Source organism: Zhongshania guokunii (assembly GCF_040892635.1).
Taxonomy (GTDB): Bacteria; Pseudomonadota; Gammaproteobacteria; order Pseudomonadales; family Spongiibacteraceae; genus Spongiibacter; species Spongiibacter guokunii.
This window is the reverse complement of record NZ_JBFRYA010000006.1, coordinates 41,833-67,257: the sequence shown is the minus strand read 5'-3', so window position 1 is coordinate 67,257 and position 25,425 is coordinate 41,833. Positions and strand designations below refer to the sequence as shown.

Annotated in this window: 24 protein-coding genes; 7 read left to right on the top strand and 17 right to left on the bottom strand. The window is 51.3% G+C overall.

What is annotated here, in order from left to right:
* Positions 1 to 13 precede the first annotated feature (13 nt).
* Positions 14 to 1,432, bottom strand: a complete 1,419-nt coding sequence (locus tag AB4876_RS08345; protein WP_368381185.1) for an aldehyde dehydrogenase family protein — start codon at positions 1,430 to 1,432, stop codon at positions 14 to 16.
* Positions 1,433 to 1,638: 206 nt separating this feature from the next.
* Here AB4876_RS08345 and AB4876_RS08340 point away from each other — a divergent pair, with 206 nt between their 5' ends.
* Positions 1,639 to 2,514, top strand: a complete 876-nt coding sequence (locus AB4876_RS08340; protein ID WP_301030483.1) for an AraC family transcriptional regulator — start codon at positions 1,639 to 1,641, stop codon at positions 2,512 to 2,514.
* A gap of 5 nt (positions 2,515 to 2,519) precedes the next feature.
* Here the strand turns inward: AB4876_RS08340 and AB4876_RS08335 are convergent, their stop codons facing one another.
* Both AB4876_RS08335 and AB4876_RS08330 read right to left on the bottom strand, forming a co-directional pair.
* Entirely contained in the window at positions 2,520 to 3,308 is a 789-nt protein-coding gene (locus AB4876_RS08335) for a PhzF family phenazine biosynthesis protein (protein ID WP_368381184.1), read from the bottom strand.
* 10 nt (positions 3,309 to 3,318) lie between these two features.
* Positions 3,319 to 3,486 (bottom strand): hypothetical protein, encoded by a 168-nt coding sequence (locus AB4876_RS08330; protein ID WP_301030481.1) that lies wholly within the window; start codon positions 3,484 to 3,486, stop codon positions 3,319 to 3,321.
* 158 nt (positions 3,487 to 3,644) lie between these two features.
* Here AB4876_RS08330 and AB4876_RS08325 point away from each other — a divergent pair, with 158 nt between their 5' ends.
* Complete coding sequence (locus tag AB4876_RS08325) at positions 3,645 to 5,063, top strand: aminotransferase-like domain-containing protein (RefSeq protein ID WP_368381183.1); 1,419 nt, start codon at positions 3,645 to 3,647, stop codon at positions 5,061 to 5,063.
* A 4-nt stretch (positions 5,064 to 5,067) separates the two neighbouring features.
* Here AB4876_RS08325 and cobB read toward each other — a convergent pair whose 3' ends face one another.
* The 5 genes from cobB to AB4876_RS08300 form a co-directional block, all read right to left on the bottom strand.
* Positions 5,068 to 5,778 carry a Sir2 family NAD+-dependent deacetylase gene (gene cobB, locus AB4876_RS08320; protein ID WP_368381182.1) on the bottom strand — a complete coding sequence of 237 codons (711 nt, stop codon included), beginning with the start codon at positions 5,776 to 5,778 and terminating at the stop codon, positions 5,068 to 5,070.
* 2 nt (positions 5,779 to 5,780) lie between these two features.
* A complete protein-coding gene (locus AB4876_RS08315) occupies positions 5,781 to 6,032 on the bottom strand; it encodes an NINE protein (protein ID WP_301030485.1) in 252 nt (83 codons plus the stop codon).
* Positions 6,033 to 6,103: 71 nt separating this feature from the next.
* Positions 6,104 to 6,583: a GNAT family N-acetyltransferase gene (locus tag AB4876_RS08310; protein ID WP_368381181.1), complete on the bottom strand. Its 480-nt coding sequence runs from the start codon at positions 6,581 to 6,583 to the stop codon at positions 6,104 to 6,106.
* Between the two features lie 15 nt (positions 6,584 to 6,598).
* Positions 6,599 to 7,024 carry a VOC family protein gene (locus AB4876_RS08305; RefSeq protein ID WP_368381180.1) on the bottom strand — a complete coding sequence of 142 codons (426 nt, stop codon included), beginning with the start codon at positions 7,022 to 7,024 and terminating at the stop codon, positions 6,599 to 6,601.
* A gap of 94 nt (positions 7,025 to 7,118) precedes the next feature.
* Complete coding sequence (locus tag AB4876_RS08300) at positions 7,119 to 8,033, bottom strand: LysR substrate-binding domain-containing protein (RefSeq protein ID WP_368381179.1); 915 nt, start codon at positions 8,031 to 8,033, stop codon at positions 7,119 to 7,121.
* A gap of 115 nt (positions 8,034 to 8,148) precedes the next feature.
* Here AB4876_RS08300 and AB4876_RS08295 point away from each other — a divergent pair, with 115 nt between their 5' ends.
* Positions 8,149 to 9,009, top strand: coding sequence for a sterol desaturase family protein (locus AB4876_RS08295; RefSeq protein WP_368381178.1), 861 nt, complete (start codon positions 8,149 to 8,151; stop codon positions 9,007 to 9,009).
* Positions 9,010 to 9,092: 83 nt separating this feature from the next.
* Here AB4876_RS08295 and AB4876_RS08290 read toward each other — a convergent pair whose 3' ends face one another.
* From AB4876_RS08290 to bioB, 9 genes are all read right to left on the bottom strand, one after another.
* Positions 9,093 to 9,281, bottom strand: coding sequence for a DUF3094 family protein (locus AB4876_RS08290; RefSeq protein WP_368381177.1), 189 nt, complete (start codon positions 9,279 to 9,281; stop codon positions 9,093 to 9,095).
* A 124-nt stretch (positions 9,282 to 9,405) separates the two neighbouring features.
* Positions 9,406 to 11,196: an acyl-CoA dehydrogenase C-terminal domain-containing protein gene (locus AB4876_RS08285; RefSeq protein WP_368381176.1), complete on the bottom strand. Its 1,791-nt coding sequence runs from the start codon at positions 11,194 to 11,196 to the stop codon at positions 9,406 to 9,408.
* A gap of 65 nt (positions 11,197 to 11,261) precedes the next feature.
* Positions 11,262 to 13,049 carry an acyl-CoA dehydrogenase C-terminal domain-containing protein gene (locus AB4876_RS08280; protein WP_368381175.1) on the bottom strand — a complete coding sequence of 596 codons (1,788 nt, stop codon included), beginning with the start codon at positions 13,047 to 13,049 and terminating at the stop codon, positions 11,262 to 11,264.
* Between the two features lie 317 nt (positions 13,050 to 13,366).
* Complete coding sequence (bioD, locus tag AB4876_RS08275; protein WP_368381174.1) at positions 13,367 to 14,047, bottom strand: dethiobiotin synthase; 681 nt, start codon at positions 14,045 to 14,047, stop codon at positions 13,367 to 13,369.
* Positions 14,048 to 14,074: 27 nt separating this feature from the next.
* Entirely contained in the window at positions 14,075 to 16,123 is a 2,049-nt protein-coding gene (locus AB4876_RS08270) for a YjbH domain-containing protein (protein WP_368381173.1), read from the bottom strand.
* A 164-nt stretch (positions 16,124 to 16,287) separates the two neighbouring features.
* Entirely contained in the window at positions 16,288 to 17,190 is a 903-nt protein-coding gene (locus AB4876_RS08265) for a hypothetical protein (RefSeq protein WP_368381172.1), read from the bottom strand.
* Between the two features lie 589 nt (positions 17,191 to 17,779).
* The gene (bioC, locus tag AB4876_RS08260) at positions 17,780 to 19,357 is read right to left on the bottom strand and encodes a malonyl-ACP O-methyltransferase BioC (RefSeq protein WP_368381171.1); all 1,578 of its coding nucleotides are present in this window, start codon (positions 19,355 to 19,357) and stop codon (positions 17,780 to 17,782) included.
* Positions 19,357 to 20,538 (bottom strand): 8-amino-7-oxononanoate synthase, encoded by a 1,182-nt coding sequence (gene bioF / locus AB4876_RS08255; protein ID WP_368381345.1) that lies wholly within the window; start codon positions 20,536 to 20,538, stop codon positions 19,357 to 19,359. Before bioF ends, bioC begins: the two co-directional genes overlap by 1 nt.
* Before the next feature lie 24 nt (positions 20,539 to 20,562).
* The gene (bioB, locus tag AB4876_RS08250) at positions 20,563 to 21,621 is read right to left on the bottom strand and encodes a biotin synthase BioB (RefSeq protein WP_368381170.1); all 1,059 of its coding nucleotides are present in this window, start codon (positions 21,619 to 21,621) and stop codon (positions 20,563 to 20,565) included.
* Positions 21,622 to 21,701: 80 nt separating this feature from the next.
* Between bioB and AB4876_RS08245 the strand changes: the two genes are divergently transcribed.
* The 4 genes from AB4876_RS08245 (at position 21,702) to AB4876_RS08230 (ending at position 25,343) form a co-directional block, all read left to right on the top strand.
* A complete protein-coding gene (locus AB4876_RS08245; RefSeq protein WP_301030462.1) occupies positions 21,702 to 22,409 on the top strand; it encodes a ComF family protein in 708 nt (235 codons plus the stop codon).
* A gap of 128 nt (positions 22,410 to 22,537) precedes the next feature.
* The gene (modB, locus tag AB4876_RS08240) at positions 22,538 to 23,242 is read left to right on the top strand and encodes a molybdate ABC transporter permease subunit (protein ID WP_368381169.1); all 705 of its coding nucleotides are present in this window, start codon (positions 22,538 to 22,540) and stop codon (positions 23,240 to 23,242) included.
* Positions 23,239 to 24,357, top strand: coding sequence for a molybdenum ABC transporter ATP-binding protein (gene modC / locus AB4876_RS08235; RefSeq protein WP_368381168.1), 1,119 nt, complete (start codon positions 23,239 to 23,241; stop codon positions 24,355 to 24,357). The genes modB and modC overlap by 4 nt, the downstream gene beginning before the upstream one ends.
* Entirely contained in the window at positions 24,354 to 25,343 is a 990-nt protein-coding gene (locus AB4876_RS08230) for a serine/threonine protein kinase (protein ID WP_368381167.1), read from the top strand. Before modC ends, AB4876_RS08230 begins: the two co-directional genes overlap by 4 nt.
* The last annotated feature ends 82 nt before the right edge of the window (positions 25,344 to 25,425 follow it).

Below are 25,425 nucleotides of genomic sequence, written 5' to 3'. Positions count from 1 at the left end.
TTAAAAGCGAAACTTACTTGAACTTGTCCATTACTTTGCCGAACAGTTCTTCGTCAGATGGAATCACTTTGGTTACTGCCAGTGGCTTAGACACCCAGGTTTCGTTAATCAGATCACGCCAAGTGATGTTGTTATTGGTGCTGTTATTACCCCAAGAACCACAACCGAGTGAGAAGGTTTGACGCATACCATTCCATAAGTTACCGCTGTTAGACGGCGCCTGTGGCTGGTTAACCATAACCCGCGAGGTTTTGGTGGCGTAAGCAAACTTCATGATGTTCTCATCGCTGTAGGAATAAATACCGCATGAGTGACCTTGCCCCTGATACGCCTGAATGGCGTTGGTCATGGCAATGGCGCCATCTATGTCTTTCACGGTGTAGAAGGCCATAACAACAGACATTTTCTCGCCAGAGAATGGGTACTCTGGGCCGGCGCCAGTTTCTGGCACGATTAAAAAGGTCTTGCCTTCGGGCAGGTCAATACCCGACATTTCAGCCAGAACGCTAGCGGGCTGAGCAACGATACGTGCCGCGATGTGACCATCTTCCCAAATGATACTCTGCAACTTAGCTTTCTCTTCAGCGTTACAGATATAGCCGCCCTGGGCTTGCAGTTTTTCAAGCAGCGCGTCGACGTTTGATTCAAAGGCGATAACCGCGTTGTCTGAAGAGCACGAGGCCGCCAGATCCAAGGTTTTAGAAATACGGATTTTTTCAGCTGCTTCGTCTAGGTCTGCAGTGTCATCAACAGTGATAACCGCATTACCTGCGCCCACACCCAGTGCTGGGGTGCCGCTTGAGTATGCAGATTTAACCATTGGCGCGCCGCCGGTAGCCAGAATACGGTCGCACTGCTTCATCAATTCAGCAGTGCCTTCCATCGACGGGCTGTCCATAGAAATAACCAAATCCTCGGGAGCACCGCAGGCCTTAAGCGCGCCGCGCATCAAATCGCAGATCATCTTATTGGTTAGCTTAGAGCGCGGGTGCGGCGCAACAATAATCGAGTTACGACCTTTAATGGCAGAGATTGCCTTAATCACCGGCGTCGCTTCTGGGTTGGTGCAAGGCGTTAATGCGCCGATAACACCCACTGGCTTAGCGATTTTAACGATATTGCGTTCTTTGTCTTCTTCCAGCACGCCCACTGACTTGTCATTGATAATATCGAACAGTGCGGCGCGAGTTTTTTTGAATATTTTCAGGAACTTGCCGTCATAGTTACCAAGCTGGGTCTCTTCTACCGTGAACTTAGCAATTTTCTCAGCAACGTCTTGACGGGCAACAGACCACACCATAGCGGTGATCAGTTCGTCGACTTGCTCTTGGCTATAATCGGCAATCTGAGCTTGCGCGGCGCGCGAGCGGGCAATCAGAGACTGCACAAGTTGCGCCTCTTCTGTAGTAGCAACGGCGGTTTCAGCGGCCATGGTATCTCTCCGGGTTATTTTTGTGGCTTACAATAGCTCAGCTGACTCACGTCCAGCTGCGCATAAATAGGGCAACCATATAAACACAGTTAGGAATCCGGTAGGATTGATTATATTGCCGACTTGATGGATTATATTGCGCATAGACTTTGGTCTACACATTACTCGAAAATTAGAAAAAAACCCCTTAAATCCAAAGGCTTAACATGCCCATTACCTCAGATTGGCCACTACCACCTCAGGGTATTCGCTTCCTCACACCGCAATTTGTGCAAACTCAGCTGGCCGCCCACCCCTTAACCGAGGGTTTGTACCCCCTTGCCATGGGCTATTATCCCGCCGCTTTTGGCCACCGCATGCAGCGCCAACAACACGACAGCCATCTACTTATTTACTGCATTGCCGGCAAAGGCACTTTAATGTGCGACGACAAACACTACCGCATCAATAGCGGCGATATTATTCTACTGCCACCAGATCATCCTCACGCTTACAAAGCCGACGCCAAAGACCCATGGACAATTTACTGGCTACATTTTCAAGGTAAGCTCGCCGCGGATTTTTACCAACACATTCAACTCAGCAGCCCCTGCGTGAATATTGGCGTGCAACCGCGAGTGGTACGCATTTTTGACGGCCTTTCTGAATTGCGCCGCAGCGCCTATCAATTTGCCGAATTTATGCAGGGTGGCCATCAGCTGCAGGCGCTGCTCAGCTACATCGCCTTATTAGTACGCCAACAACGCCCGCAAAGCGGTAAGGCCTTAAACTGGGAGCGACTGCGCGCCACCATGCAGGAGCATATTCACGGCCAGCTCAACCTCGACGAACTGGCGGCAGGCGCCAAATTATCGAAGTACCACTTCACCAAAAAGTTTAAAGCCCACACCGGCCAGTCGCCAATTCAGTATTTTATTAATATGAAAATTCAGCGAGCCTGCTATTTACTCGACAGCACCAGCCAATCGGTAAAACAGGTAGCCGGCGCAGTGGGTTACGACGACGCTTATTATTTTTCTCGGCTATTTAAAAAGACCATTGGCCTCGCACCTAGCGAATATCGCCAGCACCGCCGCAGTTAACACGCTTAAAAAATCTCGCCGCCCATCACGGTCACTGCCTGCCCCGACAAAATCACTTTGTCGCCAGCAATTGCCACCCCAACTTCACCGCCACGAGTAGATAGCTGCCTGCCCCGCATAGTCTCACGGCCCAATTTTTGCGACCAGTAATGCGCCAAAGCGCAATGGGCGGAGCCTGTTACTGGGTCTTCATCAATTCCTGCAGCCGGTGCAAAAAACCGCGAAACAAAATCCACCTGATTCCCACCCCCGCCACCGGTCTTGGCAGTTACAATCAAACCCCGCGCTGGCAGGGCGGAAACCGCAGCGAGGTCTGGTATAAAACTCTGCACAGTTGCGACATCAGCCAGTTCTATGAGCAAATCCTCGCCAGCGCGACACGTCGCGAGAATATTATCCGCCACGCCACGCAATTGCGTGTCGCCAGCAAGAGGCTGAGTCACCACGAGGGGAAATTCCAGTGCGATGCCATCGGCGAGAAAACTAGCAGCCAGCTCACCACTGCGAGTTTCGAAACGCAGAGCCGTGCTGGCAATAGCACACTGCTGCCACAGCACATGGGCGGCAGCCAAAGTTGCGTGACCGCAGAGATTGACCTCGATCAGCGGTGTAAACCAGCGCAAACTGTATCGACCATCGGCAAGTAACCGTAAATACGCGGTTTCGGACAAACTAAACTCAGCGGCCAAAGACTGCATCTCCGCATCTGACATTTCGCCCTCAAGCAAACACACCGCGGCGGGGTTACCCGCAAACCGCTCGGTACTAAAAGCATCCACAACGTAATATTTCATAATCTCAATCCTAATGAATATTCCACCACCACTCCCGTTCCTGAGCGCTTATTCCGCTCTCGCCCGCAAGTAATATTATTATCACCGCCAGCACTACTGCGACGAACAAGGTATTAGCCAAATACGATAATAGCGGTACGCTTTTTAAATAGTAAAAAAGTGGCTTTAACGTCTTCATTACTGACTCCTTTCCGCGTCACCCGTGCAGCGACTTGCACGACCCCAGATTAGCGCGACACGAAAAACCATAACAGATACACTATTTTTATTTTGATGCAGTACAGACCAATATTATGAGCATCTGTTATGCATAACAGCTCCCACGAGGAAAGCTCAATGCCACCACGCTACCGGCAAATTGCCAGTCAGATCGCCAAGCATATAGAACAAGGTCAGCTCAAAATTGGTAACAAGCTGCCCGGCGTGCGCCAAGCCAGTGAAGCCCACGGTGTCAGCCTGTCTACAGCCCTAGCCGCTTACCGCTATTTGGAGCAGGAACAATATATCGAGGCGCGGCCTCGCTCCGGCTTTTATATTAAAGCTCGCTTTGAAAACATGGTGTGTTGCCCTAGCGAATCTCGGCCCAATACTAAACCCACCCTCATCGGTAGCCAACAACGGGTAATGCAGGTCATATCTGCAGCCAACCGACCTAATATGCTGCGCTTGGGAGCTACTGTTCCCGATGCCAGCTTTTTACCCGTAACCGCGCTTGAGCGCGCTTTAGCAAGCGCGGCCCGCCACCCCCACTGCCGCGGCAATGGTTATGAGTTTCCACCAGGCTATTTAGGCTTGCGCCAACAACTCGCCAAGCGCATGAATGCGCTCGGCTGCCAACTACAAGCCGACGACATCACCATTACTCAAGGCTGCCAAGAAGCCTTATATCTGGCCCTAAAAGTTACTTGTAAAGCGGGCGATATTGTTGCGTTAGAATCACCGCTGTTTTACGGGCTGCTTCAGATAATTGACTCACTTGGGCTACAAGCCCTAGAAATACCTACTGACCCTCAGCACGGCATTTCTCTAGAAGCCTTGCAGTTAGCAATTGAAAAATGGCCAGTCAAAGCCTGCATTGTGGTCACCAACTTTAGTAATCCCACCGGCGCCACATTAAGCGATACCCGCAAAAGAGACTTGGTGGCCATGCTCAGCGCCGCGCATATTCCACTGATTGAAGATGATATATACGGTGAATTGAGCTTTGAGCAACAGCGCCCTGGAATTGCCAAGTATCATGACAACGCCAGCGATGTGTTGTATTGCTCCTCGCTATCGAAATCGCTCTCGCCTGGTCTGCGAATCGGCTGGATCGCCGGTGGCAAATACAGCGAAGAGCTGAACTACCAAAAATTTACCCTAAATGCCGCCAGTGCAACCATCCCCCAATTAGCTGCCGAGCGCCTACTGCTCAGCGGCGAATACGACCGTCATCTGCACCGTATGCGCGCCGCACTGGCCACCTCAACGGCACGCATCCGAGAAGCCTTAGCGCGGCATATGCCTAACGGCACCCAAATAACTCAACCTCGTGGTGGCTATGCGCTGTGGCTGGAGCTTCCCAAGCAGGTCGACACATTATTGTTAGCCGAACAGGCACTAGCAAAAAATATCAGTATTGCCGCTGGCCCACTGTTTACCGCCAGCGAGAAATATCGCCACTGCTTGCGAATTTCCTGTGCCTGTCCATGGAATTTACAATTAGAGCAAGGCCTAGCCACGCTGGGCGCACTGGCCCGCGCGCAATGCGACTAAGCCCTTACGACGCATTCAACAATTCATTGAGCAAACGCGGCAATTCAATACTCGCCAGCCCATACCGAGTTTCTGAAAATGCCGATTGCACTGCCGAGGGTTCAAGGTTCACCTCGATGGTATGCGCGCCAACACTTCCCGCCGCTTGTACAAAACCCGCCGCAGGATAAACATTGCCAGAGGTACCCACCGCAATAAACAAATCACAATGCTCCAGGGCGGTGTAAATCTCATCCATTCCCAAGGGCATCTCGCCAAACCATACGATGTGCGGGCGCAGGCCGCTGCGAAGCCCGCAACAGGCGCAGCGAGCCTCGGTACTGATATCGGTGTCGATTGGATAGACCACACCGCTATAGCTGCACTGCATTTTGAGTAATTCGCCGTGCATGTGAATAAGTTTTTGCGAGCCCGCGCGCTCGTGAAGATCATCAATGTTTTGAGTAACGAGTAAAAATTCACCGGTAAATTTTTTCTCAAATTCAGCAAGCGCTACATGAGCGGGATTTACCGCTACCTCTGCGCTTAATAATTGGCGGCGGCGCTCATTGTAGAAACGCTGCACTAACTCTGGGTTGGCAGCAAAACCCTCTGGGGTCGCCACGTCTTCAACTCGGTGCTCCTCCCAAAGGCCATCTGCCGCACGAAAAGTCTTAATACCCGACTCTGCGGAAATTCCCGCACCGGTCAATACCACTACCCGCTGATACGTCATACTTATATCCGACCCCAAAACCAAGGCCGCTGGCTGAGCACATAGGTCTGCTCAAATTCAGCGCCTGATTTAATGATGTAAAGAATAAACTCAACAAAGGCAATTATCGCTATAGCGAGGGAAGGCAAACCCGCCAGAACAAAACCAAACAGAAAGGCCAGCGCCATAATCACCCCCTGTTTGGTATAGCCCAAGTAAAATTTATGAACGCCAAACACCCCAAAGAAAAATGCGAACAATGCCGTCTTTAAAATCGAGTACCGTCCCTTTCATTAATGAATGCCTTTTCTTGGTGGTTTATTACAATAGATGTTGTGAGCACAAACTAAATCAACGCTTTCTGCCAAAAGCTCGCCGCGCCCTGTTCCGGATCGAGCTGGTATGGCGCGAAGCCACAACGCTCGTACACTCGCTGCGCGCCGATATTATTCGCCAACACCTCCAGTGTCATTTTGCAGTAAGCATGACGCCGCGCATACGCTTCAAGCTGTGTAATCATTTGTGCGCTCAAGCCCTGACCACGGTATTCGGGCAAGACCATCACGTCGTGAATATTGAGCAGCGGCTGGCATTTAAACGTTGAGAAACCACGCAGCGCGGTGAGCAGTGCCACCGCGCTGTCGCCGTCAAAGGCCAACAAGCTAATGGCGCCCATTTCACCGGCGAGGGCATCACACAAATTCGCCAATACCGCGTCGGGCAATGCTTCGCCGCCACCCATAGGGTCTAAAGCATACGCTGCCATTAACTTCACAATCCCAGCTCTATCTTGGGGGTTTTGGTAATTGGCAATTTCAATCTTCATAAAACAGACCAATACTCAATTTAGCTTTGCTGCATCGGCGCCAGGCCCTAGGGGCTGACCATAACTGAATTCCACAAAGTTACCGTCGGGATCGCGCAGGCCACAGTAATAGCCAACAGGATAAGGTTCTTCTCGTGTAGCCCATGCCAGTATGCCATCCAAATCTGCTTGTTCGGCAATGGCGTCCACCGCAGCGCGACTAGGCAGCGCAAAGCCCAAATGCGAAAAATCAGTATCGAGCTGCTTACGGCCTAGGCCACCTGGTAGCAACACTAAAATAAACTCCTGCTCACGGCCCTCTTCGGCCAGCCAAACAACCTCGCCCCCCGCCTTATTTTCACGCTGGTGGATTAATTTTAGACCCGCATAATCTTGGTAAAAAGTGATGCAGGCGTCTAGGTCAAAAACATGTAGCGCGATATGAGTCAAAACAGCAGACATAACGACACCTCCTCTAAGTGGAGCACATTGCCAATCAGACTAACAAATGACCACGTCCCTAGTCTAAATACTTGCCGCCTAAACACGACGACCATTAAAGCTTATTGACCAAGCCCCGCAGCTGCCCGCGAAACCACTGCTGCGCTAGATCCCCATCTAACGCAGCCGGCCACATCATCCATATCGGTATCGGCGCAATCGGCAATGGAAATTGAAAACACTGTAAATCAAACGCCCCTGCGTAAATTTTCTGAATTCGCGACGGCATCACTGCGAGATAATCTGTGGCCGCTACCACCGGCAACATACTGGAAAAATTCTGCACCTGCGCCGCTTTTTTACGCGGCAGGGGCTTACCGCCCAAAGCCTGCTCTAACTGACTCCGCTCGCGGCTGCGCTGGGGTAAAAACACATGCTCTTCGGCGAGGTATTGTTCCAGCGAGAGCTCGGTTTGAACCCGCGGATGATCGGCGCTGGCAATCACCACCAAACGCTCCTCGGCGAGTAACTCGCTACAAATATAGTCCTGCGCCAAGGGCAGGTAATCAATAACTACATCGACGTCTATTCGCCGTAAACTAAGGGAATGATCCTGCTCCTGACCGCTAAAGGGCAGGGCCTCTACCGTCAGGCCTGAACCTGCTTGCTGCAACTGGGCCATTAACGGACCAAGGGCGACGGCTTCAAAATAATTATCGCCGAGTAGGCGAAAGCAGCGCTCATCGACACTTGGCTCAAAGTGCTGATCTTTGGCTAGGGCACCACGAATTAAGGCCAGCGCCTCCCTAATTTGAGGGTAAATGGCATGGGCTCGCGGCGTTGGCTGCATTCCTACGCGACTGCGGACAAATAATTCATCTTTAAAGGTGAGACGCAGCCGCTGCAAGGCTGCACTCATCGCTGGCTGGCTCATACCCAAGCGATCAGCCGCGCGGGTCATATTCTCCTCAAGCATCAGGGCATCGAAGATCGAAAGCAAATTGAGGTCAACGCCGCGTAAATTGAGCATATCAGTTAGGCTAAATTATATTAAATATGGATAATTATTATATATAACATCAAATTTACAAATAACCAAAGATCGCTATGCTGTTAGAACAATAAAGCGCATTAGGAATACAGCCATGGACAAAGTCGTTAGCCTCTCCGTCATTCTATTTATTATTCTGGCCTCCGTGTGGGAGTGGCAATCGGGCCGCAACAGCAATGGCAAAAAATCCCGCGAAGACTGGGGAATGGCGGTCATTGCCGCATTTGGCCTTAGCGCCGTTCAACGACCAGCACTAATATTCGTCATTGCCTGGTTGGGTACGCAGCTGGCACCACACTTTCAAGGCAGTCTCAGCTGGCTTCAACAAGACTACTTTTGGCCTGTGCTTATCGCCTATATTTGTATAGAGGAGTTATTGCACAGTGGCGCTCATTTCTTTTCCCATGCCAGGAGGCCTCGTTGGAAGCCCTTACTAATACTACAGCAACTTTTCAAAATGGGTCACCGTCCGCACCATTTTTCCGGCGGCAACGATGGTCGTGGCGAGCTAAGTGTGACCCAAACCTTTGTTGAGCATTGGCTGTTTTGGTTCATCATGCCCAACTTCTGGTTCCAGTTTTTGTGTCTTTACTTAGGGCTTACTGAGGTATTTTTGATTGGCACGGTGTTCAAAGGACTGTGGGCAGCCCATAACCACGTTAACTGGAATTACGATTTATATTTTTTGAATCACCCTTGGCCGTGGGTGCGTAAGACCATGCGCGGCCTCTGCCATATTATTACCTTCCCCACCCAGCATCACCATCATCATGCCCGGGGTAAAAACTCTGCTAAGAATATGTGTAATTTATTAGCGATATACGATTGGCTGCTGTTTGGCACCCTTGCCATTGAAACTGAGCGACCGACTCAATATGGCTGGAAGCAGTCTCCCCAGGAAGAGCACAGCGTTTGGTATCGCTACTTTGCCGTAGATATGAAGAAGCTTGGCTAAAAAAGCGATCAACCACAAAGACAGGGAGCATAAGAAAATGTGGTGTGCTTCGAACACACCACATTGTCGCGCCAGATTGGCGCTTAGTGAATCCCACTCATACGAGCAAGCATTAAACTGCCACCGGTAATCAAAGACACAATAACAAACAGGATGCCCAATAATTTCAGCGGCCTAAAGGGCTTACGGTCAGTCTCGTTGTAACCTTGTTTTAAAAAGGCGTCGACCTTAGCCTGGTCTTCCGGATTGAGCTTATTGTGTTCGTTTTCCATTGATTCACCACGGTATGGGCATCACCGCACTTTGGCTAACAGCCAAAATAGCAGGCAATAAAAAAGGCGGCATCATTATCGCAAGATGCCGCCTTCTTCTCCAGCTTTACCGCTTACACCAAATTTAGATGAATGCCTCTTCTGGAATATCCATCAAACTCGCACTGCCGTTGCGAATAGACTCGCTCAAGCCTTTGGCCTGCGGCAATAAACGCTGCACAAAGAAGCGCGCAGTATGCAGCTTCGCTTGCGCGAATGCTTCGCCCTGCGCGCAGTCACCACTCAATACGGCTTTGCACATCATTGCCCACATATAGGTGTAAAGCGTGAAGCCCATAACATGGAGGAATTCGACCGAAGCCGCGCCAATCGCGTTAGCATCGCCATTTTTAGTCTGTTCAAGCACATAAGCAGATAGTGACTCGAGGTTATCTACCGCCTCATTCAGCGGGCTTAGAAACTCATCCATACCCTGCACCGCCGAAGCTGAAGCGCTAAACTCGCGCATTTCAGCAACTAACAACGCCAAGGTTTGACCGCCGTTAGCAGCAATCTTACGACCCATTAAGTCCAGTGCTTGAATACCGTTGGTGCCTTCATAAATCTGGCTAATGCGCACATCACGCACCAACTGCTCCATACCCCATTCCCGCACATAGCCGTGGCCACCAAAAATCTGCTGGCCGTGCACAGTGCCTTCAAGGCCTTTATCGGTAAGAAATGCTTTGGCTACTGGGGTTAGCAATTCAACCATAGCCGCGCCACGCTCTTGGGCGTCGCCACTGGCAAATTTAGACAAATCCAATTGCTTGCCAACGTATACCGCAAAAGCGCGCCCTGCTTCTACATAGGCTTTTTGGGTGAGCAGCATGCGGCGTACATCCGGGTGCACAATAATCGGATCTGCGGCGCCATCTTTATTCACTGGACCCGATGGTGCACGGCTTTGAGTGCGCTCGCGAGCGTAGATAGAAGACCATTGATACGCCGCTTCTGCCGCGCTCAAGCCCTGAATACCCACCGATAAACGCTCGTAGTTCATCATGGTGAACATACCCTGCAGGCCGCGATTGATTTCACCAACCAAATACCCTTCAGCGCCGTCGAAGTTCATTACGCAGGTCGCTGACGCATTAATACCCATTTTGTGTTCAATGCTGCCGCAGCTCACGCCATTGGCTTCGCCCAGGCTACCATCGTCGTTAACTTTAAACTTTGGCACCAAGAAAAGAGAAATACCTTTAGATCCAGCTGGAGCGTCTGGCAGTTTCGCCAACACCAAATGGATGACGTTCTCAGTCAGATCGTGATCGCCGCCGGTGATGAATATTTTGGTGCCACTAACGCTGTAACTGCCATTAGCTTGGGGCACAGCCTTGGTCCGAATCATGCCGAGGTCAGTACCGGCGTGGCTTTCGGTCAAGCACATAGCGCCAGCCCATTTGGCCGAATACATGTTTGGCAGGAATTTGGTTTTGAGCTCTTCGGATGCATGGCTGGCAATCGCCAGTGCTGCACCCGAGGTCAGCGTTAAATAAAGACCCATGGCGATGTTGGAGGAGTACAGCATTTCTTCAAACAATAGCACCAACATCTTTGGCATGGTCTGGCCACCATACTCTGGCGCACCAGACAGACCGCCCCAACCACCGTCAGCCAATTGTTTAAAGGCTTCGGGGTAACCTTTGGGTGTAGTCACTACGCCATCTACCCAGGTGACACCCTCTTCGTGGCCAGGCTGGCTCAAAGGTGCAATCAGGCTCTCGTTTATTTTGGCGCTTTCTTCCAGAATTGCGTCGGCCAATTCACGGTTGACGTCTTCCATTGCAGGCATGGTTTCCCAGAGCTGTTCGGCTTGAAAAACATCGTGTAACACAAACTGCATATCGCGCAGGGGGGCTTTATATTCAGGCATTCGGAGATCCTCTAGACAAGCGGCGACACAAGGTCGCCGCAATCAAAATGGGTTTTTAGTACCAATTAAAATGCAAAGGCATCTTCAGGCATGTCCATCAGGCTATCGGCACCGTTCAGCATCGCAATTTTATGCGACTCAGTACGCGGCAATAGACGCTGATAATAGAAATTGGCAGTTTTCACTTTGGCCTGCAGGAAAGCGTCGTCGGCATCACCATCCAGCGCTACCGATACCATCCGCGCCCACATAAACGCCAGCGACACATAGCCGGCATACATGAGGTAATCTACTGAGGCCGCGCCCACTTCGTCGGCATTGCTCATGGCTTTTTCACCCAATTTACCGGTGATTTCGCCCCACTCTTTATTCAATTCAGCAAGCTTAGTGACAAAAGGCGCCATGCCTGGTTTGTCTTGCTGCTCTTTACAGAAGTTGTGGATGATTTTAGTAAACACCATCAACTGCTTGCCGCCGCTGCCCATTACTTTACGACCCAATAGATCGAGGGCTTGGATACCAGTAGTGCCTTCATACAAAGTAGAGATGCGCAAATCACGAACAATCTGCTCCATGCCCCACTCAGAAATAAAGCCGTGGCCACCAAAAACCTGCATGCCGTAGTTGGCAGATTCTAGGCCGGTTTCGGTTACAAAGGCCTTGGCGATTGGAGTCAGCAGCTCAGAAAGCTCTTCTGCGTCTTTGCGCGCCTGCTCATCGCCAGAGAAATAGAAGGTATCAACCAATTGCGCAACCCAATAGATAAAGGCGCGGCTGCCTTCAGCAAAGGCCTTTTGGGTGAGCAGCATACGGCGCACATCGGCGTGAACAATCAATGGATCAGCTGGGCCATTCGGGTTTTTCGGGCCGCTCAATGAGCGCATTTGCAGGCGGTCTTTAGCGTACGCCAGTGCACCTTGGAATGACGCTTCACCCGCTGACAAACCTTGCAAAGCTGTACCCAAACGCGCTGAGTTCATCATATGGAACATGGCATTCAAGCCGCGATTTTCTTCGCCGACCAAAAAGCCTTTAGCGCTGTCGAAATTCATTACACAGGTAGCAGACGCTTTAATACCCATTTTGTGTTCGATGCTGCCGCAGTGCACGCCGTTGCGCTCACCGACTTCACCATTTTCGTCGGGCAGAAACTTAGGCACTACAAACAGTGAAATACCCTTGGTGCCCTCTGGCGCGCCTTCAACCCGCGCCAGCACCAAATGGATGATATTCTCCATCATGTCATGCTCACCGCCCGAGATAAAAATTTTGGTGCCGGTGACGTTATAGCTACCGTCAGCATTGCTCTCGGCTTTGGTGCGCAGCAAACCAAGGTCTGAACCGCAATGAGACTCGGTTAAGCACATGGTGCCACCCCAAGTACCTTCAGTCATTTTACCTAAATACGTTTCCTGCAATTCATCGCTGGCATAAGCCTCAAGCAAACGCGCGGCAGACTGCGACAAACCGGTATACATACCCCAAGACCAGCAGGCCGAGCTGACCATTTCAGTGACAACTAAGCCCAAAGAATTTGGCAAGCCTTGACCACCGAACTGAGGGTTAGCGGTCATCGACGGCCAACCGCCTTCTGCATATTGCTTATAAGCTTCTTTAAAGCCCTTTGGTGTGGTTACGCCGTCTTCCGACCATGTACAGCCTTCCTGGTCGCCAGGCTGGTTTAATGGGGAAAGCACATTTTCAGAGAACTTGGCGCCTTCACTAATGATCGCGTCCATTAAGTCTTCGCTTACTTCTTCACGAGTAGCGAGACTAGCGAAATGTTTATCGCTCTTGAGTACATCTTTTAACACGAAATTAATATCGCGGAGCGGAGCTGTATATTGCGGCATGGTAATGACCTCATGTGCATGGTGGCCGCGGCAGTGCCTGCCGGGCAATGTTGACAGTGACAACTATAGCGCTTTTATTACGTCTTGCAAGTGTTTTTGGATTTACAAAAAAGGCATTTCGGTCAATGACCCGGAAAAATATGTCGATTAAAGCAGCAAATTTAGGGTCTGCCGCATGAAGCCGCAGCAATATATCCGCCACCAACAGCAGCGCACAGTCATCAGCATAGCTGACAATTCACTATGTCACAGCGACTGCAGGAAATTTGTTTGGGTTTGGAAAACAGAGCTAGCCGCCCGATATATTCGGGCAGCTATTAGATGAGGGATATATCGAGGTATTCAGCCACCAGCGCAGCATCTGGCTGCGCTAAATTAGGAACTACACCTAGACAGGGCGCAGGTAACAGCTGGCGAAGTGTCGCCAAATTTTCGTCAAAACACGCCATATCAGAATCAATTTTATTGGCTACCCAGCCCGCAATAACCAAGCCGTCTGCTTTGATAGCCTCGGCGGTAAGTACAGCATGACTAATACAGCCTAGCTTCATACCGACCACCAAGATCACCGGTGTTTGCAATTCGATTGCTAGACCAGACAACATTTCCCGCTGATTTAAAGGAACACGCCAACCACCAGCACCTTCGATTAGCACCATATCTGCCTTGCGCATCATCACACCACGGCAAAAACCCACTAACTGCGACACACTGAGACGCTTGCCGGCTTGCTCTGCAGCAATATGCGGTGCAATCGGTGGCGCCAATAACACCGGATTAACCTGGGCATAGGGCAATGACTCAGTCATTGCCGCCATGAGCAGCACCGCATCACTATTGCGCAAGCCGTCGGCGGTTTGCTCAGCACCCGCCGCAACCGGTTTTACCGCCAAAGTCGTTAAACCTAAATTAGCTGCTGCACGTAAAATGCCGCAGGCAACCAGAGTTTTACCAACATCGGTGTCGGTGCCCGCAATGAAGTAGTGCCTAGACTTCAAGACCTGCACTCTCAATGACAAAAACCATTATTTGCTCGCACCGTAGCGCTGCCAAGCATCAACCAAACGTTCTTGATTAGCGCGAATATAAGCGCCATTTAGGCGATCACCGTTGAAATTAGTATTACGCAAGTCGTTATAAACGGTCGGGATAATATTAGGGCCAAATACCAAACGATTACCCTGCTCGCCAAGAATGGTGGTAATACCATAGGCCCAGTTAGCCTGCCCCTCAACATGCACACCAGCAACCCGAGTCATACCTTTGCGGGGCGTTAATGGAATCGTAAATCCCAGAGTTGCAAAGGAATTATCTTCAGAGGTTTTATATAGAAGATGCAACCTTACATCACCAATATGCTGAGTAAACTCCAGCCGGTAGCCCGAATCTTCGTTATAGAAATCGCCACCGGTAATATCCACTGAAGTATTGATACTCTGAGCAAAATAACGATACGACCACAAGCGCGCATTATGGGTGTTATCTGGGCGATGCTTTTCTTCAAAATCGGTAGCTATAATTTTAAAACGGTGGCGACCATCGCCAGGTTCCCAGCGACTTTCAATCGACGTGCCATCAATCGAGCCATAGAAGCGCCCATAGGAAATCATGCTGGTAAAGCCTCGGCCATGACGAAAAGTTTGGCTAAAAATACGTTCTTTAACACCTTCGGTCACACGCTGATTATAAAAAACACCGCCATAAATCCCTTCGCGAGTGAAGTCCTTGGTGTCGTTAACATTCCAGTCGCGGCTGACATTAAATGCCGCGCCCTGCCATAGCGGCAAAACCACGTCAGCTCGCGCTGCGAGTGAATAGTCAAAAACACCGTACTCGGTACCAACCGTCGACGACAAAATTGGACGTATCCGCACATCTGGACGGAATGCCAAATAATCGATACTGTTTTTCAGGCTCGAGGCAAATACACCGCCATTAGTACTGCGCCGGCGCAGTTTACTACTTGGCGCGGTTACCATCTCGGAGTCTGGAATAGCGCCATTACCGCTCAAGAAGGTCTTCCAGGCCGCGACTTCCCCACCTAAACCGAAAGTAGCCACACCGTATTTTTCTAATTGTAAATAAAAGCGATCACCCTCTGGTAAAGACATCGCAGCGACGCCAGCTGCAACACCTAAGGCGTCGACGTCATTGGCATCATATTGCAGATTTTCAAAGGCAATTATCCACTCACGGCCGTATTTTTGGACGCGAACCTGTTCAAAATTAGCCGCCAAGAAACGGTTTTTTAGCGCTTTTTCAGCATTAGCATTATCTAAACGAGACATTGCTTCTGAAGGGGAGCTAGAGGGCGGCGCCATTAAAGGATTACTTAGCAGCGCATCATCACCATCATAGGATTCAGTGGTAACATTATTTGCCTCGGCCACCGCTAATGATCGCGGCCTTTTCTTAGGCAAAACTCTGGCATACTCTGCTGCCAAAGGGATTTTCACATTAAAGCCGTACCAATCTTGCCGATCATCTACACCTTCTTCAGTCGAATACATCCACAACATCGAGGCCTGCCAACCACCAGGTAGCCACTGATCCGGTGTTGAAAGGCGAATACCGGTGTTCATCGAGTAAGCATCATCTTCTAGAATCACGCTTAACCAATCTGTCGCGGCAAATTCTACGCCGCCATATATCCCGTCTAATCGGCCAGTGCCCTCGACTCGACCATCGTAAGTACCCGCGCCCAAGGTGGTGCGAATCGGGCCGTATTGCCAAGTTGCTACTGCATACTTGGTATCGTATTCATTAACGGAACCGCCAAAATCCATCTCGCCAATCGCGAAATTCAAACCCGGCAACAACTCCCAAGGGAGTTGTATTTTGATATTAAACGATAAGTCCGAACCACCCGAGGTAGTCTCCGGCGCTACATTGCGACCAACCATTTCGAAATGCGGAAAGGCCCCTGCGGCAAAATTGATATCATTGCCAGTAGCATTCAAGGTTCGCGGCCGAGCAAAACGGCCATCCACCTGGTTATCCCAAGCGATTGTCGCTGTACCGTATTCCAGTACCGAAGCGTCTGGCACATTTAATAGGCCGCTCACACCCTGCATATTCATATTCCCTTGCGCAAATGCAAGCGTCGGTACGGCCAATATCAGCCCAGCCCCAATATTCCTTCTCAAGGGAAACCTCTCAGTGACAAATTTTAATTGATCGTTATTTTAACGCAAAAAAAAGGGCAGCTGATAGCCGCCCTTTCTTACTAACCTAACTATTAAGGCTGACCACCGCTACCGCCGGTGCCGCCAGTGCCGCCAGTACCGCCAGTAGTCCCGCCAGTCGTAGGCTTGGTTACTGTAGTAGTAGGAGCCGGAGCATCATTAGATTTTTGCTGTAACGCTGAATCGCCTTTAGCACCTGCAAATTCAGCAGTCTTAGCTTTAAGAACAGAAACAACGTTATTGTCCAATGTACCTGTAACTGTCTCTGCAGCTAGCTTCGCAGCCAATTTTGAAGGTGATAGAGCTGGAGTCAAACCTGCACCTGCTTTAGCCAAACCAGCGAGGATAGAAGCATAATAACCTGCATCATTGTTTGCAACAGTACTAGCTGAGCTTTTCACAACAGTTGGCGCGCGCAACAAATCTAAGCCATCGCCATTACCCAAACCTGGAGCCAACGCTTTAATAACATTGGTCAAAGACTGGTTAGCAGTAGATGCATTACGCTGTGCAGCTGGAAGAGACTCATAGAGTGCCGCCGCCATGCTGGTCAGAGTAGTAACAGCAACGCTGCCGCCCGCATCAGTAAGTGCACCGGCTGATGGGATGATCGATTTCAGCGTTTCGTCATTAGCTTCAGTAGCCTCAGACGCTTCGTTGTAGTAGTTACCGCCAGTACAGCTAATGATAAGCGGGTATTCACCAGCGCCGATAGTAGCGCTGATAGAGCCAACACCATCTGCATTCGTGACATACTGATCAAGAGCTGCTGTAACTGTGCCATTAACAACACAATCTGCGCCAACAAGAGCACCGTAAGCAGCAGTAGTAGAAAACTCAGTTGGTGTTGAGCTTACTGGATCTGCACTTTCGTCATTAAAACACCCAGTCAGCGCACCAGCGGCAACAATGCTGGCAGCAAACATAGTAAGCCGCATTTTTTTCGAATTAATCATGGTAAAACTCCGTTTTTTCATTTTGAACTAAATATTGCCAGCATCGACGCAAAGCGCGCCAGACCCCCACCCGGATAACAACCAGTCAACTGGTGTCACACCCCTTTCTTACAACATTATGATTGACCAAAGAGCCCACTTCTAGAGTCATTTGCATATTAAACTAAGATAGCTATATAAGTCGCTAGCACCACTAAGTTTTTATGCTGGCTGCTCCAGCTGTAGGTACTTATAGCAATACATCACCATCCTATCAATTAAATCCCGAAAATTTAAAGGCATTTTTGTGAAACAATTACGAATTACGTCAAGCCCGACCACACACCGACTTATTAATATCATGCAAGCTCTGCGCCACGAATAAAACAGCACAATATTTTGGCTAATAGCGCATTACCCTGTGGAATACCTCAGTAATTCTAAGTGCACAATTAGTTTATACACGCTAGATAAGACGACTAGGTGACGATTTTTGCCGAATCTAGATGATTTTTATTTGCTACAACATAGACCAAGGCGAAAAAAATGCACCAACTTAAGGCTCTTGCCCCAATATATACGCATTACTCACCATTATAGCGCAGAACGACTATTCTTTACGAAGGTGTATATACCAAAGCTGGTAGCTCGCCGGCAAGTTATTATCTACACCTCGGTATTGCTCGTAATGCTGAGTAAGCGATTGTAAGCGCTGGCGGCCAGTTAAGCCACTTGGGCGACCACCATTTACATTATGAGCGCCGATATTTTTCAGCTCGCGGGTCAGTTCCGACAATTTTTGGTAGTACATTAGCTCAGTGGACTCATCCCAAGCCTTAACTTCTAGGCCCGAGTCCACAATAGCCCGCGTTAGCGACGATCTTTCAGCAAACTGGTTTACGTGTACGTAGCCGTCTACCTGCGACCACGCACTGCGTAGCTCATGCAGAGTATCTGGGCCTAAGGTTGCTATATAAGCATCACCACCTGGCGCCAACACCCGCTCGATTTCAGATAGCAGCGCTGTCAAGTTCTCACACCACTGCAGGGCGAGACTGGAAAAAATAGTACCGATGCTGCCGTCTGCCAGAGGTAGGTCTTCAGCGTCACCACACACAAAGTACTCAGCAACCCCCTTATACTGATCTGCCGCGTAACGCAGCATACCCGGCGCGAGATCAACAGCAAGTAGCGCCTCCGCCCCTGTCCGCGCGCGCAAGGCAGGCAAGCTGTAGCCAGTGCCACAACCTAAGTCCATGACCGGACCAACAAGCGCTTGGGGAAGATAGGCCATCAAGCCATCGGCGACCCTGCGCTGCAACAACGCCGCGCCGTCGTAGCTTAATGCCGCGCGGCTAAATGAGCGACCAATATCCTGCTTGTTCATTTGGCTCGCTGCGCCGCTCAATAATAGCCCCTGCGCCTGACAAAACTCAGCCAACAACGCGATAAACACATCGCCTTCAGCCAAAAACAATAAATGCCCGCGCCCCGCCATTAACTGAACACGGTGCTGCGGAAAACGCTCAGCGAAGACTGCTGCTGCCGAACTCGGCACCAGCGCATCCTCATCGCCAAACAGATAGAGACAGGGGCACGTCAGCTCAGCAAGCGCTTGGCGATTATCGATAGCCCGCAAACATGCCAAGCTACTAGAAAGATAGACTGGTTTTGGTGCCGCGCTCAAACCCGCCAGCTCAACTCGCAATTGGCGAGCATGCTTATCGCCATGTAATTGCAATAATTCGAAACGACGCAAACCTGCACTGGGCTTATTCGCTATTAAAGCGGCGAATTGCTCAAAATCAGCAGGCGGCATCGCCGCTGGCCAATCGGCGTCGGCGACAAACACCGCATTGCTGGCAACGCAGATCAAAGCTTGTACCCGCGCTGGCAAACGCGCCGCCAATCGCGTTGCCAAAATGCCCCCCAAAGACCAACCGCAGTAAAGCGCGGTGGCAGGCAAAAATGGCAAAATGCTGTCAATGACTTGATCGGGATCTGCGCCAGCTTCCAAGCCATCACTTCGGCCGAAGCCCGGGAGGTCAATCAAGGTGATATTAAAATTACGACGCAAGCCGCTCAGCAGTGGCCGCCAAACTGAGGAGTCACTGGCCCAGCCGTGCAACAGCACCAACTCGGCGGCGTCTTTGCGGTAAGCCGCCAAATGCTCGCGATAAATAAACATTAGCAGTCAGTAGCCCCAAGAACCTCGGCGAGCACGTCGCTTAAGGCGGTTAACAGCTCGTCTACATCGGCTTGGCTGTGCGACGCTGACAAGGTAATTCGCAGCCGCGAACTCCCCACCGGTACTGTGGGTGGGCGAATTGCCGATACCAAAATACCTCGCGCTTCAAGTTGAGCGCTAATTGCCATTGCTGTTTGTTCGTCGCCAATGAGCAAAGGCTGAATAGCCGTTGGCGACGGCATGAGGGGTAAATTTAGACTTTCTGCCCGCTGGCGGAAATACCCTATCAAATCTTGTAAATGACTGCGCCGCCACGACTCATCAGCCAATAAATCGCAACCAGCAATAGTTGCCGCCGCTACGGCCGGTGGCATGGCAGTGGTATAAATATAGGGACGCGCAAACTGAATTAAGGTTTCTATGAGCTCTTCACTGCCCGCCACAAACGCGCCAAAGCTGCCAAGGCCTTTGCCCAAGGTGCCCATTAGCACCGGCAATTGCTGCTGATTTAGGCCAAAAAACTCTGCGCTGCCGGCCCCGCTTTCGCCCAACACCCCAAAGCCGTGAGCGTCATCGGCCATTAGCCATGCGCCATATTTCTGAGCCAGCGCCGCCAGTTCAGCCAAGGGCGCCATATCGCCGTCCATGCTAAAGACCGCGTCAACCACAATAAGGCGATTGCCCTCGACGGGTAACTTTTGCAAACGGCGCTCAAGATCGGCCATGTCATTGTGCTGAAAACGTTGAAAGCGCGCGCCACTCAGTAAGCCAGCATCGAGCAAAGAAGCGTGATTGAGGCGATCTTCAAGAATATGATCGCCCTTGCCCAGCAAGGCGGTTACCGTGCCGAGATTGGCCATATAACCGGTTGAGAATAACAAGGCGCGCTCGCGGCCGGTGATTTTGGCCAAGCGCTCTTCAAGCTGGTGATGCAGCGCCGAATGACCACAGACCAAATGCGAAGCACCGCCGCCCACGCCCATCACGGCGGAAGCGCCCTGCATTGCAGCAACAAGCTTAGGGTGGTTAGCTAAGCCGAGGTAATCGTTGCTGCAGAATTGCAGCATCTCGCGACCATCAACGCGCAGTCGCGCGCCCTGAGCAGACTCAAGCACACGGCGGCTTCGGTAACGGGACTGCTCCCGCCGCGCTGTTAGGCGGCGCTGCAAAACCTCATTCATCACAATGAATTACAGCGCTGACGATTAAGCGGTGGCGTCGTAAAAAAAGCGATCGTTCTGCACTTGCTGCACGGCGCCAAGCAAGGCCTCGCTCTGGGTTTCGTCGTCGTGCTCAACGTGACGCTCTTCAGGCTTAATACCAAGGCGGCCAAACAGCTCAAGATCTTTATTCGCGCTAGGGTTGGCGGTAGTAAGCAGTTTTTCGCCGTAGAAAATGGAGTTAGCACCGGCAAAATACGCCAGAGCGTGCATTTCTTCATTCATAGATTCACGGCCGGCAGACAAGCGCACATGGGATTTTGGCATAATAATCCGCGCCACGGCGATGGTGCGAATAAAATCGAAGGGGTCGAGGTCGGCCACATCGGCCATCGGCGTACCTTCAACTTTCACCAACATATTGATCGGCACGCTCTCTGGCTGCACCGGCAAATTAGCTAATTGCAGTAACAAACCCGCACGGTCTTTGATGGACTCGCCCATACCAACAATGCCACCGCTACACACTTTAATACCGGCATCGCGCACATTAGACAAGGTGCCCAAGCGATCCTGATAGGTGCGAGTGGTGATGATTTCACCGTAAAACTCAGGTGAAGTGTCGAGATTGTGATTGTAGTAATCCAAGCCCGCGTCGGCCAATTCAGCTGCTTGCTCGCCGGTGAGCATGCCCAAGGTCATGCAGGTTTCGAGACCCATTTCCTTCACGCCCTTCACCATCGCGGTCACATAGGGCATATCTTTTTTCTTGGGCGAGCGCCACGCCGCACCCATACAAAAACGGGTTGTACCAGAGGCCTTGGCCGCACGCGCTTCGGCGAGGACTTTTTCGACCTCCATCAACTTTTCTTTCTCAAGACCGGTGTCGTAGCGATTGCTCTGGGGGCAGTATTTGCAATCTTCTGGACAGGCGCCAGTTTTAATCGACAACAGAGTGCTGACTTGGACCGCATTGGGATCAAAATTAGCGCGGTGCACGGTTTGCGCCTGAAACAACAAATCATTAAATGGCAGAGCAAATAAGGCTTGAACCTCTTGGCTGGTCCAGTCAGTACGAATTGTCGTTGGCGTGTGTGCAGTCATGATAAAATCCGGTTTGGGCGAAGTCGTAAAGCTTAGTATGATAAAGGCTTGGCGCAAGCTGTCAACCTGCAAGGATGCCTATGGTTAACAGATTTTATAACAAGCTGATTTATAAGGCTTTTAAAGGCCTCTGCATTTTATGCCAAACACCCAGCCGTCGCCAAATCGACCTCTGCCACGCCTGCGAAGCCGATTTGCCTTGGCTGGGACCGCAGTGCGCACGGTGCGCCCTGCCGCTGTCGCCCAAAGACGCTCACAGCCATTGCGGCCGCTGCCTTAGCAAGCCCCCAGTCTTCAGTCACTGCCTAACACCGCTGCGCTACGATTTTCCAGTAGACCGGCTCATCGCCGGTTTTAAATATCACGGACAGCTGCAGTATGGCTCGGTGCTAGCACAGCTCTGGCTGGCAAACCTTGGTGGCGACCTCGCGCCCTGCCCCGAGCTTCTGGTGCCGATACCCATGCACTGGCGACGACGCTGGCAGCGCGGTTTCAACCAAGCCGCTCTGCTCGCCGACGACTGGGGCCGCGCTCTGAACATCCCCGTCTGCCATGCGCTCACCCACCCCCGCGCAACCCTTACCCAGCAAGGCCTCAGCGCCGCTCAACGCAGCAGCAATCTCCGCAAAGCGTTTGCATTGAACGCAAATAGTCCAATCCGCGGCAAGCACATTGCCATAGTCGACGATGTGGTAACAACGACCGCGACAGCCAATACTGTGGCCGCTATACTGGCGCGCAATGGCGCTAGGCAAATTGATATCTGGTGTCTGGCGCGAACACCGTAAGCCAACACGCAGAGCCATAGCCATTCAGAGGCCTAAATCAAAATCATACTTGGAGGCGACATGCACAATCCCAAACACCGCCGCCAACGCCCACGCAATGCCCACGCTCAATTTACGGGCCACCTAATATGAGTCACCAAGACTGGCTGGCGATATTATTAACTCTGAAGCTAGCAGGGCTGACCACGCTAATTCTGCTATTAATAGCAACGCCACTCGCATGGTGGCTGGCCAATACCCAGTGGCGTAGCAAACCCTTAATTGAAGCCCTTGTCGCTCTGCCGCTGGTATTACCGCCAACGGTTTTAGGCTTTTATTTGCTCATCGCCTTTGCGCCGAATTCGCCAATAGCACAATTCTGGTTCACCTTAACCGGCAGCACTCTTGCTTTTAGTTTTAGTGCGCTAGTCATTGCCTCAGTATTGTATTCGCTGCCCTTTGTTGTGCAGCCCCTGCAAAGTGGCTTTCAGCAAGTACCCAAAGCACTGCTCGAAACGGCGGCAAGCTTGGGCGCATCTCGCCTCGACCGCTTTGCCAGCGTTGTGCTGCCCCTGTGTCGCAGCAATTTTTTGGTCGCCACCACCTTAGGCTTCGCCCACACTGTAGGTGAATTTGGCGTGGTATTAATGATTGGCGGCAATATTCCAGGCCGCACCCAAGTGCTGTCCATCGCCCTTTATGATCGGGTTGAATCTTTGCAATACAGCGCCGCCCATTGGCTGGCCGGCGGACTTATCGGCTTTTCCTTTATTGTACTCTGCGGCGTTTACCGCTTTCACCGCGCCCGCGGCCTTGAGCTTGCCAGCAGTTATACATCAAAGGCGCAGACATGAGTTTATTATTATCCCTGCATATGCAGCGCGGCGATTTTGAGCTTAACGTCGACACGGCGTTACCGAGCATCGGCATCACCGCCATCTGTGGCCCCAGCGGCAGCGGTAAAACCAGTTTGCTGCGCTGCATCGCCGGACTAGAGCGTGCGCCCCAGGGCATGGTGCAGTTTTGCGGCGACGACTGGCAAACCCAGCGCCAATTTCTGGCCTGCGAGCAACGTGGCGTCGGTGTGGTATTTCAAGACGCCCAGCTCTTTCCTCACCTGAGCGTGGCCGGTAATTTACGCTACGCCCAAAACCGCCAGTTTCGCGCAACAGGACCCAGCTTCGACGAGGTTTGCGAGTGGCTGCAAATTACCGCATTGCTAAACCGTGACGTAAACAAACTCTCCGGTGGCGAGCGCAAACGAGTCGCCATCGCCCGCGCTCTGCTGCGTCACCCCCAGTTATTATTAATGGACGAGCCCTTATCTGGACTGCACGACGCCGCCAGAGACGAGATGATGGATGTACTGCAAATTCTGCCCCAGCATCTCAGCCTGCCTATCATTTATGTTAGCCACAGCTTTCACGAAATCAGCCGCCTCGCAGACCATGTGCTACTACTCGAAAACGGACAGTTAATTGCCGAGGGCGACCTAGTGGAATTAAGTACCCGCTTAGACTTGCCCCTTAGCCGCCAGCAGGATGCCGGCGCGGTGCTCAATGCCACCCTCGTTGAACATGAAGCAGACTACCAGCTGAGCACCTTGCAGTTGGCGTCAGGCCACCAGCTCAGTGTTAAACAAATTTCGGCGCGCCCAGGCCAATCCGTCCGGCTATTTGTAGCCGCCAGAGACATTAGTATTAGCCTTGACGCCCCAACGCAAAGCAGCATTTTAAATATATTGAACTGTACTATTAATACCAGCGATACAAACACCGACAGCAACGCTGAGACCGACAACCCTGTTAACCGCTCGCAAGTCACGGTGCGCTTGGCCCTTGGCGAGCAATACTTACTGGCCCGCATCACCCGCAAATCCTACGACCGCTTAAACCTACACGCTGGCCAGCAAGTGTTTGCACAAATCAAAACTGTCGCCCTCGTAAATGAATATGGAGTCGCCTCATGAGCGAGACTGAACAAAAAGATTTTGCTGAACTCAATCCAGACAGAGTCATCGACGCTGTTGAAAGCCTTGGCTTTATTAGTGATATGCGGGTATTTGCCCTAAACAGCTATGAAAATCGAGTGTACCAATTTGGGTTGGAAGACAAAGAACCACTAGTAGTGAAATTTTATCGCCCCGAACGCTGGAGCGACGAGCAGATTCTAGAGGAGCACCAATTTACCCAGCAGCTCTTTGATACCGATATTCCTGTCATTGCGCCCTGGCGCAATGAAGCGGGCGCTAGTTTATTCAGCTTCGAAGGCTACCGCTTCGCACTTTACCCCCGTCGCGGGGGGCACGCCCCAGCCCTCGACGATATGGACAATCTCTTTCAACTCGGCCGCCTCATTGGCCGCCTGCATCTGGTTGGCGCCAGCACGCCTTTTCAATATCGGCCGACCTTAGATACCACCAGTTTTGGCGACGAAAGCCGCAGTTTTATCCTCGACGGGGTAATTCCAAGCAATTTAAGCGATGCTTACGCCAGCCTCAGCGCCGATCTACTGAAACTTGTTCACCAACGCTTTACTGACATTACACCTCAGTATATCCGCACCCACGGTGACGGCCATGTTGGCAATATTTTGTCGCGCAACGGAGAAACCTGGCTGGTCGACTTTGACGACAGCCGCATGGCTCCAGCCATACAGGATTTATGGATGTTCCTCTCTGGCGAGCAGGACGCCCAACAGCGCGCCATTATGGAGTTAGTGGAAGGCTACAATGAGTTCTACGATTTCAATCCCAAAGAACTGGGTCTCATCGAGGCGCTACGCAGCCTGCGAATTATGCACCACGCCGCATGGCTAGCGCGCCGCTGGCAGGATCCAGCGTTTCCCAAAGCCTTCCCTTGGTTTAACACCGAGCGCTACTGGGGCGAGCACATTTTACAATTGCGGGAACAGCTGGCCTTGATGCAAGAAGCGCCGCTGCGCTTGCCCTACTAAGCTCGCTAAAATACTAAAAACAAAAACCCCATCACACTGATCCACCCTCAGTGTTTACACGTACAACATCTGCTGATACTTT

Bases quoted from the DNA above. Each gene is read 5' to 3' on its own strand.
- AB4876_RS08325 (WP_368381183.1), top strand. From the start codon at position 3,645: ATGCCACCACGCTACCGGCAAATTGCCAGTCAGATCGCCAAGCATATA.
- AB4876_RS08295 (WP_368381178.1), top strand. From the start codon at position 8,149: ATGGACAAAGTCGTTAGCCTCTCCGTCATTCTATTTATTATTCTGGCC.
- AB4876_RS08270 (WP_368381173.1), bottom strand. From the start codon at position 16,123: ATGCAGGGTGTGAGCGGCCTATTAAATGTGCCAGACGCTTCGGTACTG.
- AB4876_RS08280 (WP_368381175.1), bottom strand. From the start codon at position 13,049: ATGCCGCAATATACAGCTCCGCTCCGCGATATTAATTTCGTGTTAAAA.
- AB4876_RS08310 (WP_368381181.1), bottom strand. From the start codon at position 6,583: ATGAAGATTGAAATTGCCAATTACCAAAACCCCCAAGATAGAGCTGGG.
- bioB (WP_368381170.1), bottom strand. From the start codon at position 21,621: ATGACTGCACACACGCCAACGACAATTCGTACTGACTGGACCAGCCAA.
- modB (WP_368381169.1), top strand. From the start codon at position 22,538: ATGAGTCACCAAGACTGGCTGGCGATATTATTAACTCTGAAGCTAGCA.
- bioF (WP_368381345.1), bottom strand. From the start codon at position 20,538: ATGAATGAGGTTTTGCAGCGCCGCCTAACAGCGCGGCGGGAGCAGTCC.
- AB4876_RS08230 (WP_368381167.1), top strand. From the start codon at position 24,354: ATGAGCGAGACTGAACAAAAAGATTTTGCTGAACTCAATCCAGACAGA.
- AB4876_RS08245 (WP_301030462.1), top strand. From the start codon at position 21,702: ATGGTTAACAGATTTTATAACAAGCTGATTTATAAGGCTTTTAAAGGC.
- bioC (WP_368381171.1), bottom strand. From the start codon at position 19,357: ATGTTTATTTATCGCGAGCATTTGGCGGCTTACCGCAAAGACGCCGCC.
- AB4876_RS08340 (WP_301030483.1), top strand. From the start codon at position 1,639: ATGCCCATTACCTCAGATTGGCCACTACCACCTCAGGGTATTCGCTTC.
- AB4876_RS08335 (WP_368381184.1), bottom strand. From the start codon at position 3,308: ATGAAATATTACGTTGTGGATGCTTTTAGTACCGAGCGGTTTGCGGGT.
- modC (WP_368381168.1), top strand. From the start codon at position 23,239: ATGAGTTTATTATTATCCCTGCATATGCAGCGCGGCGATTTTGAGCTT.
- AB4876_RS08265 (WP_368381172.1), bottom strand. From the start codon at position 17,190: ATGATTAATTCGAAAAAAATGCGGCTTACTATGTTTGCTGCCAGCATT.
- AB4876_RS08330 (WP_301030481.1), bottom strand. From the start codon at position 3,486: ATGAAGACGTTAAAGCCACTTTTTTACTATTTAAAAAGCGTACCGCTA.
- AB4876_RS08345 (WP_368381185.1), bottom strand. From the start codon at position 1,432: ATGGCCGCTGAAACCGCCGTTGCTACTACAGAAGAGGCGCAACTTGTG.
- AB4876_RS08285 (WP_368381176.1), bottom strand. From the start codon at position 11,196: ATGCCTGAATATAAAGCCCCCCTGCGCGATATGCAGTTTGTGTTACAC.
- AB4876_RS08305 (WP_368381180.1), bottom strand. From the start codon at position 7,024: ATGTCTGCTGTTTTGACTCATATCGCGCTACATGTTTTTGACCTAGAC.
- AB4876_RS08290 (WP_368381177.1), bottom strand. From the start codon at position 9,281: ATGGAAAACGAACACAATAAGCTCAATCCGGAAGACCAGGCTAAGGTC.
- cobB (WP_368381182.1), bottom strand. From the start codon at position 5,778: ATGACGTATCAGCGGGTAGTGGTATTGACCGGTGCGGGAATTTCCGCA.
- AB4876_RS08300 (WP_368381179.1), bottom strand. From the start codon at position 8,033: ATGCTCAATTTACGCGGCGTTGACCTCAATTTGCTTTCGATCTTCGAT.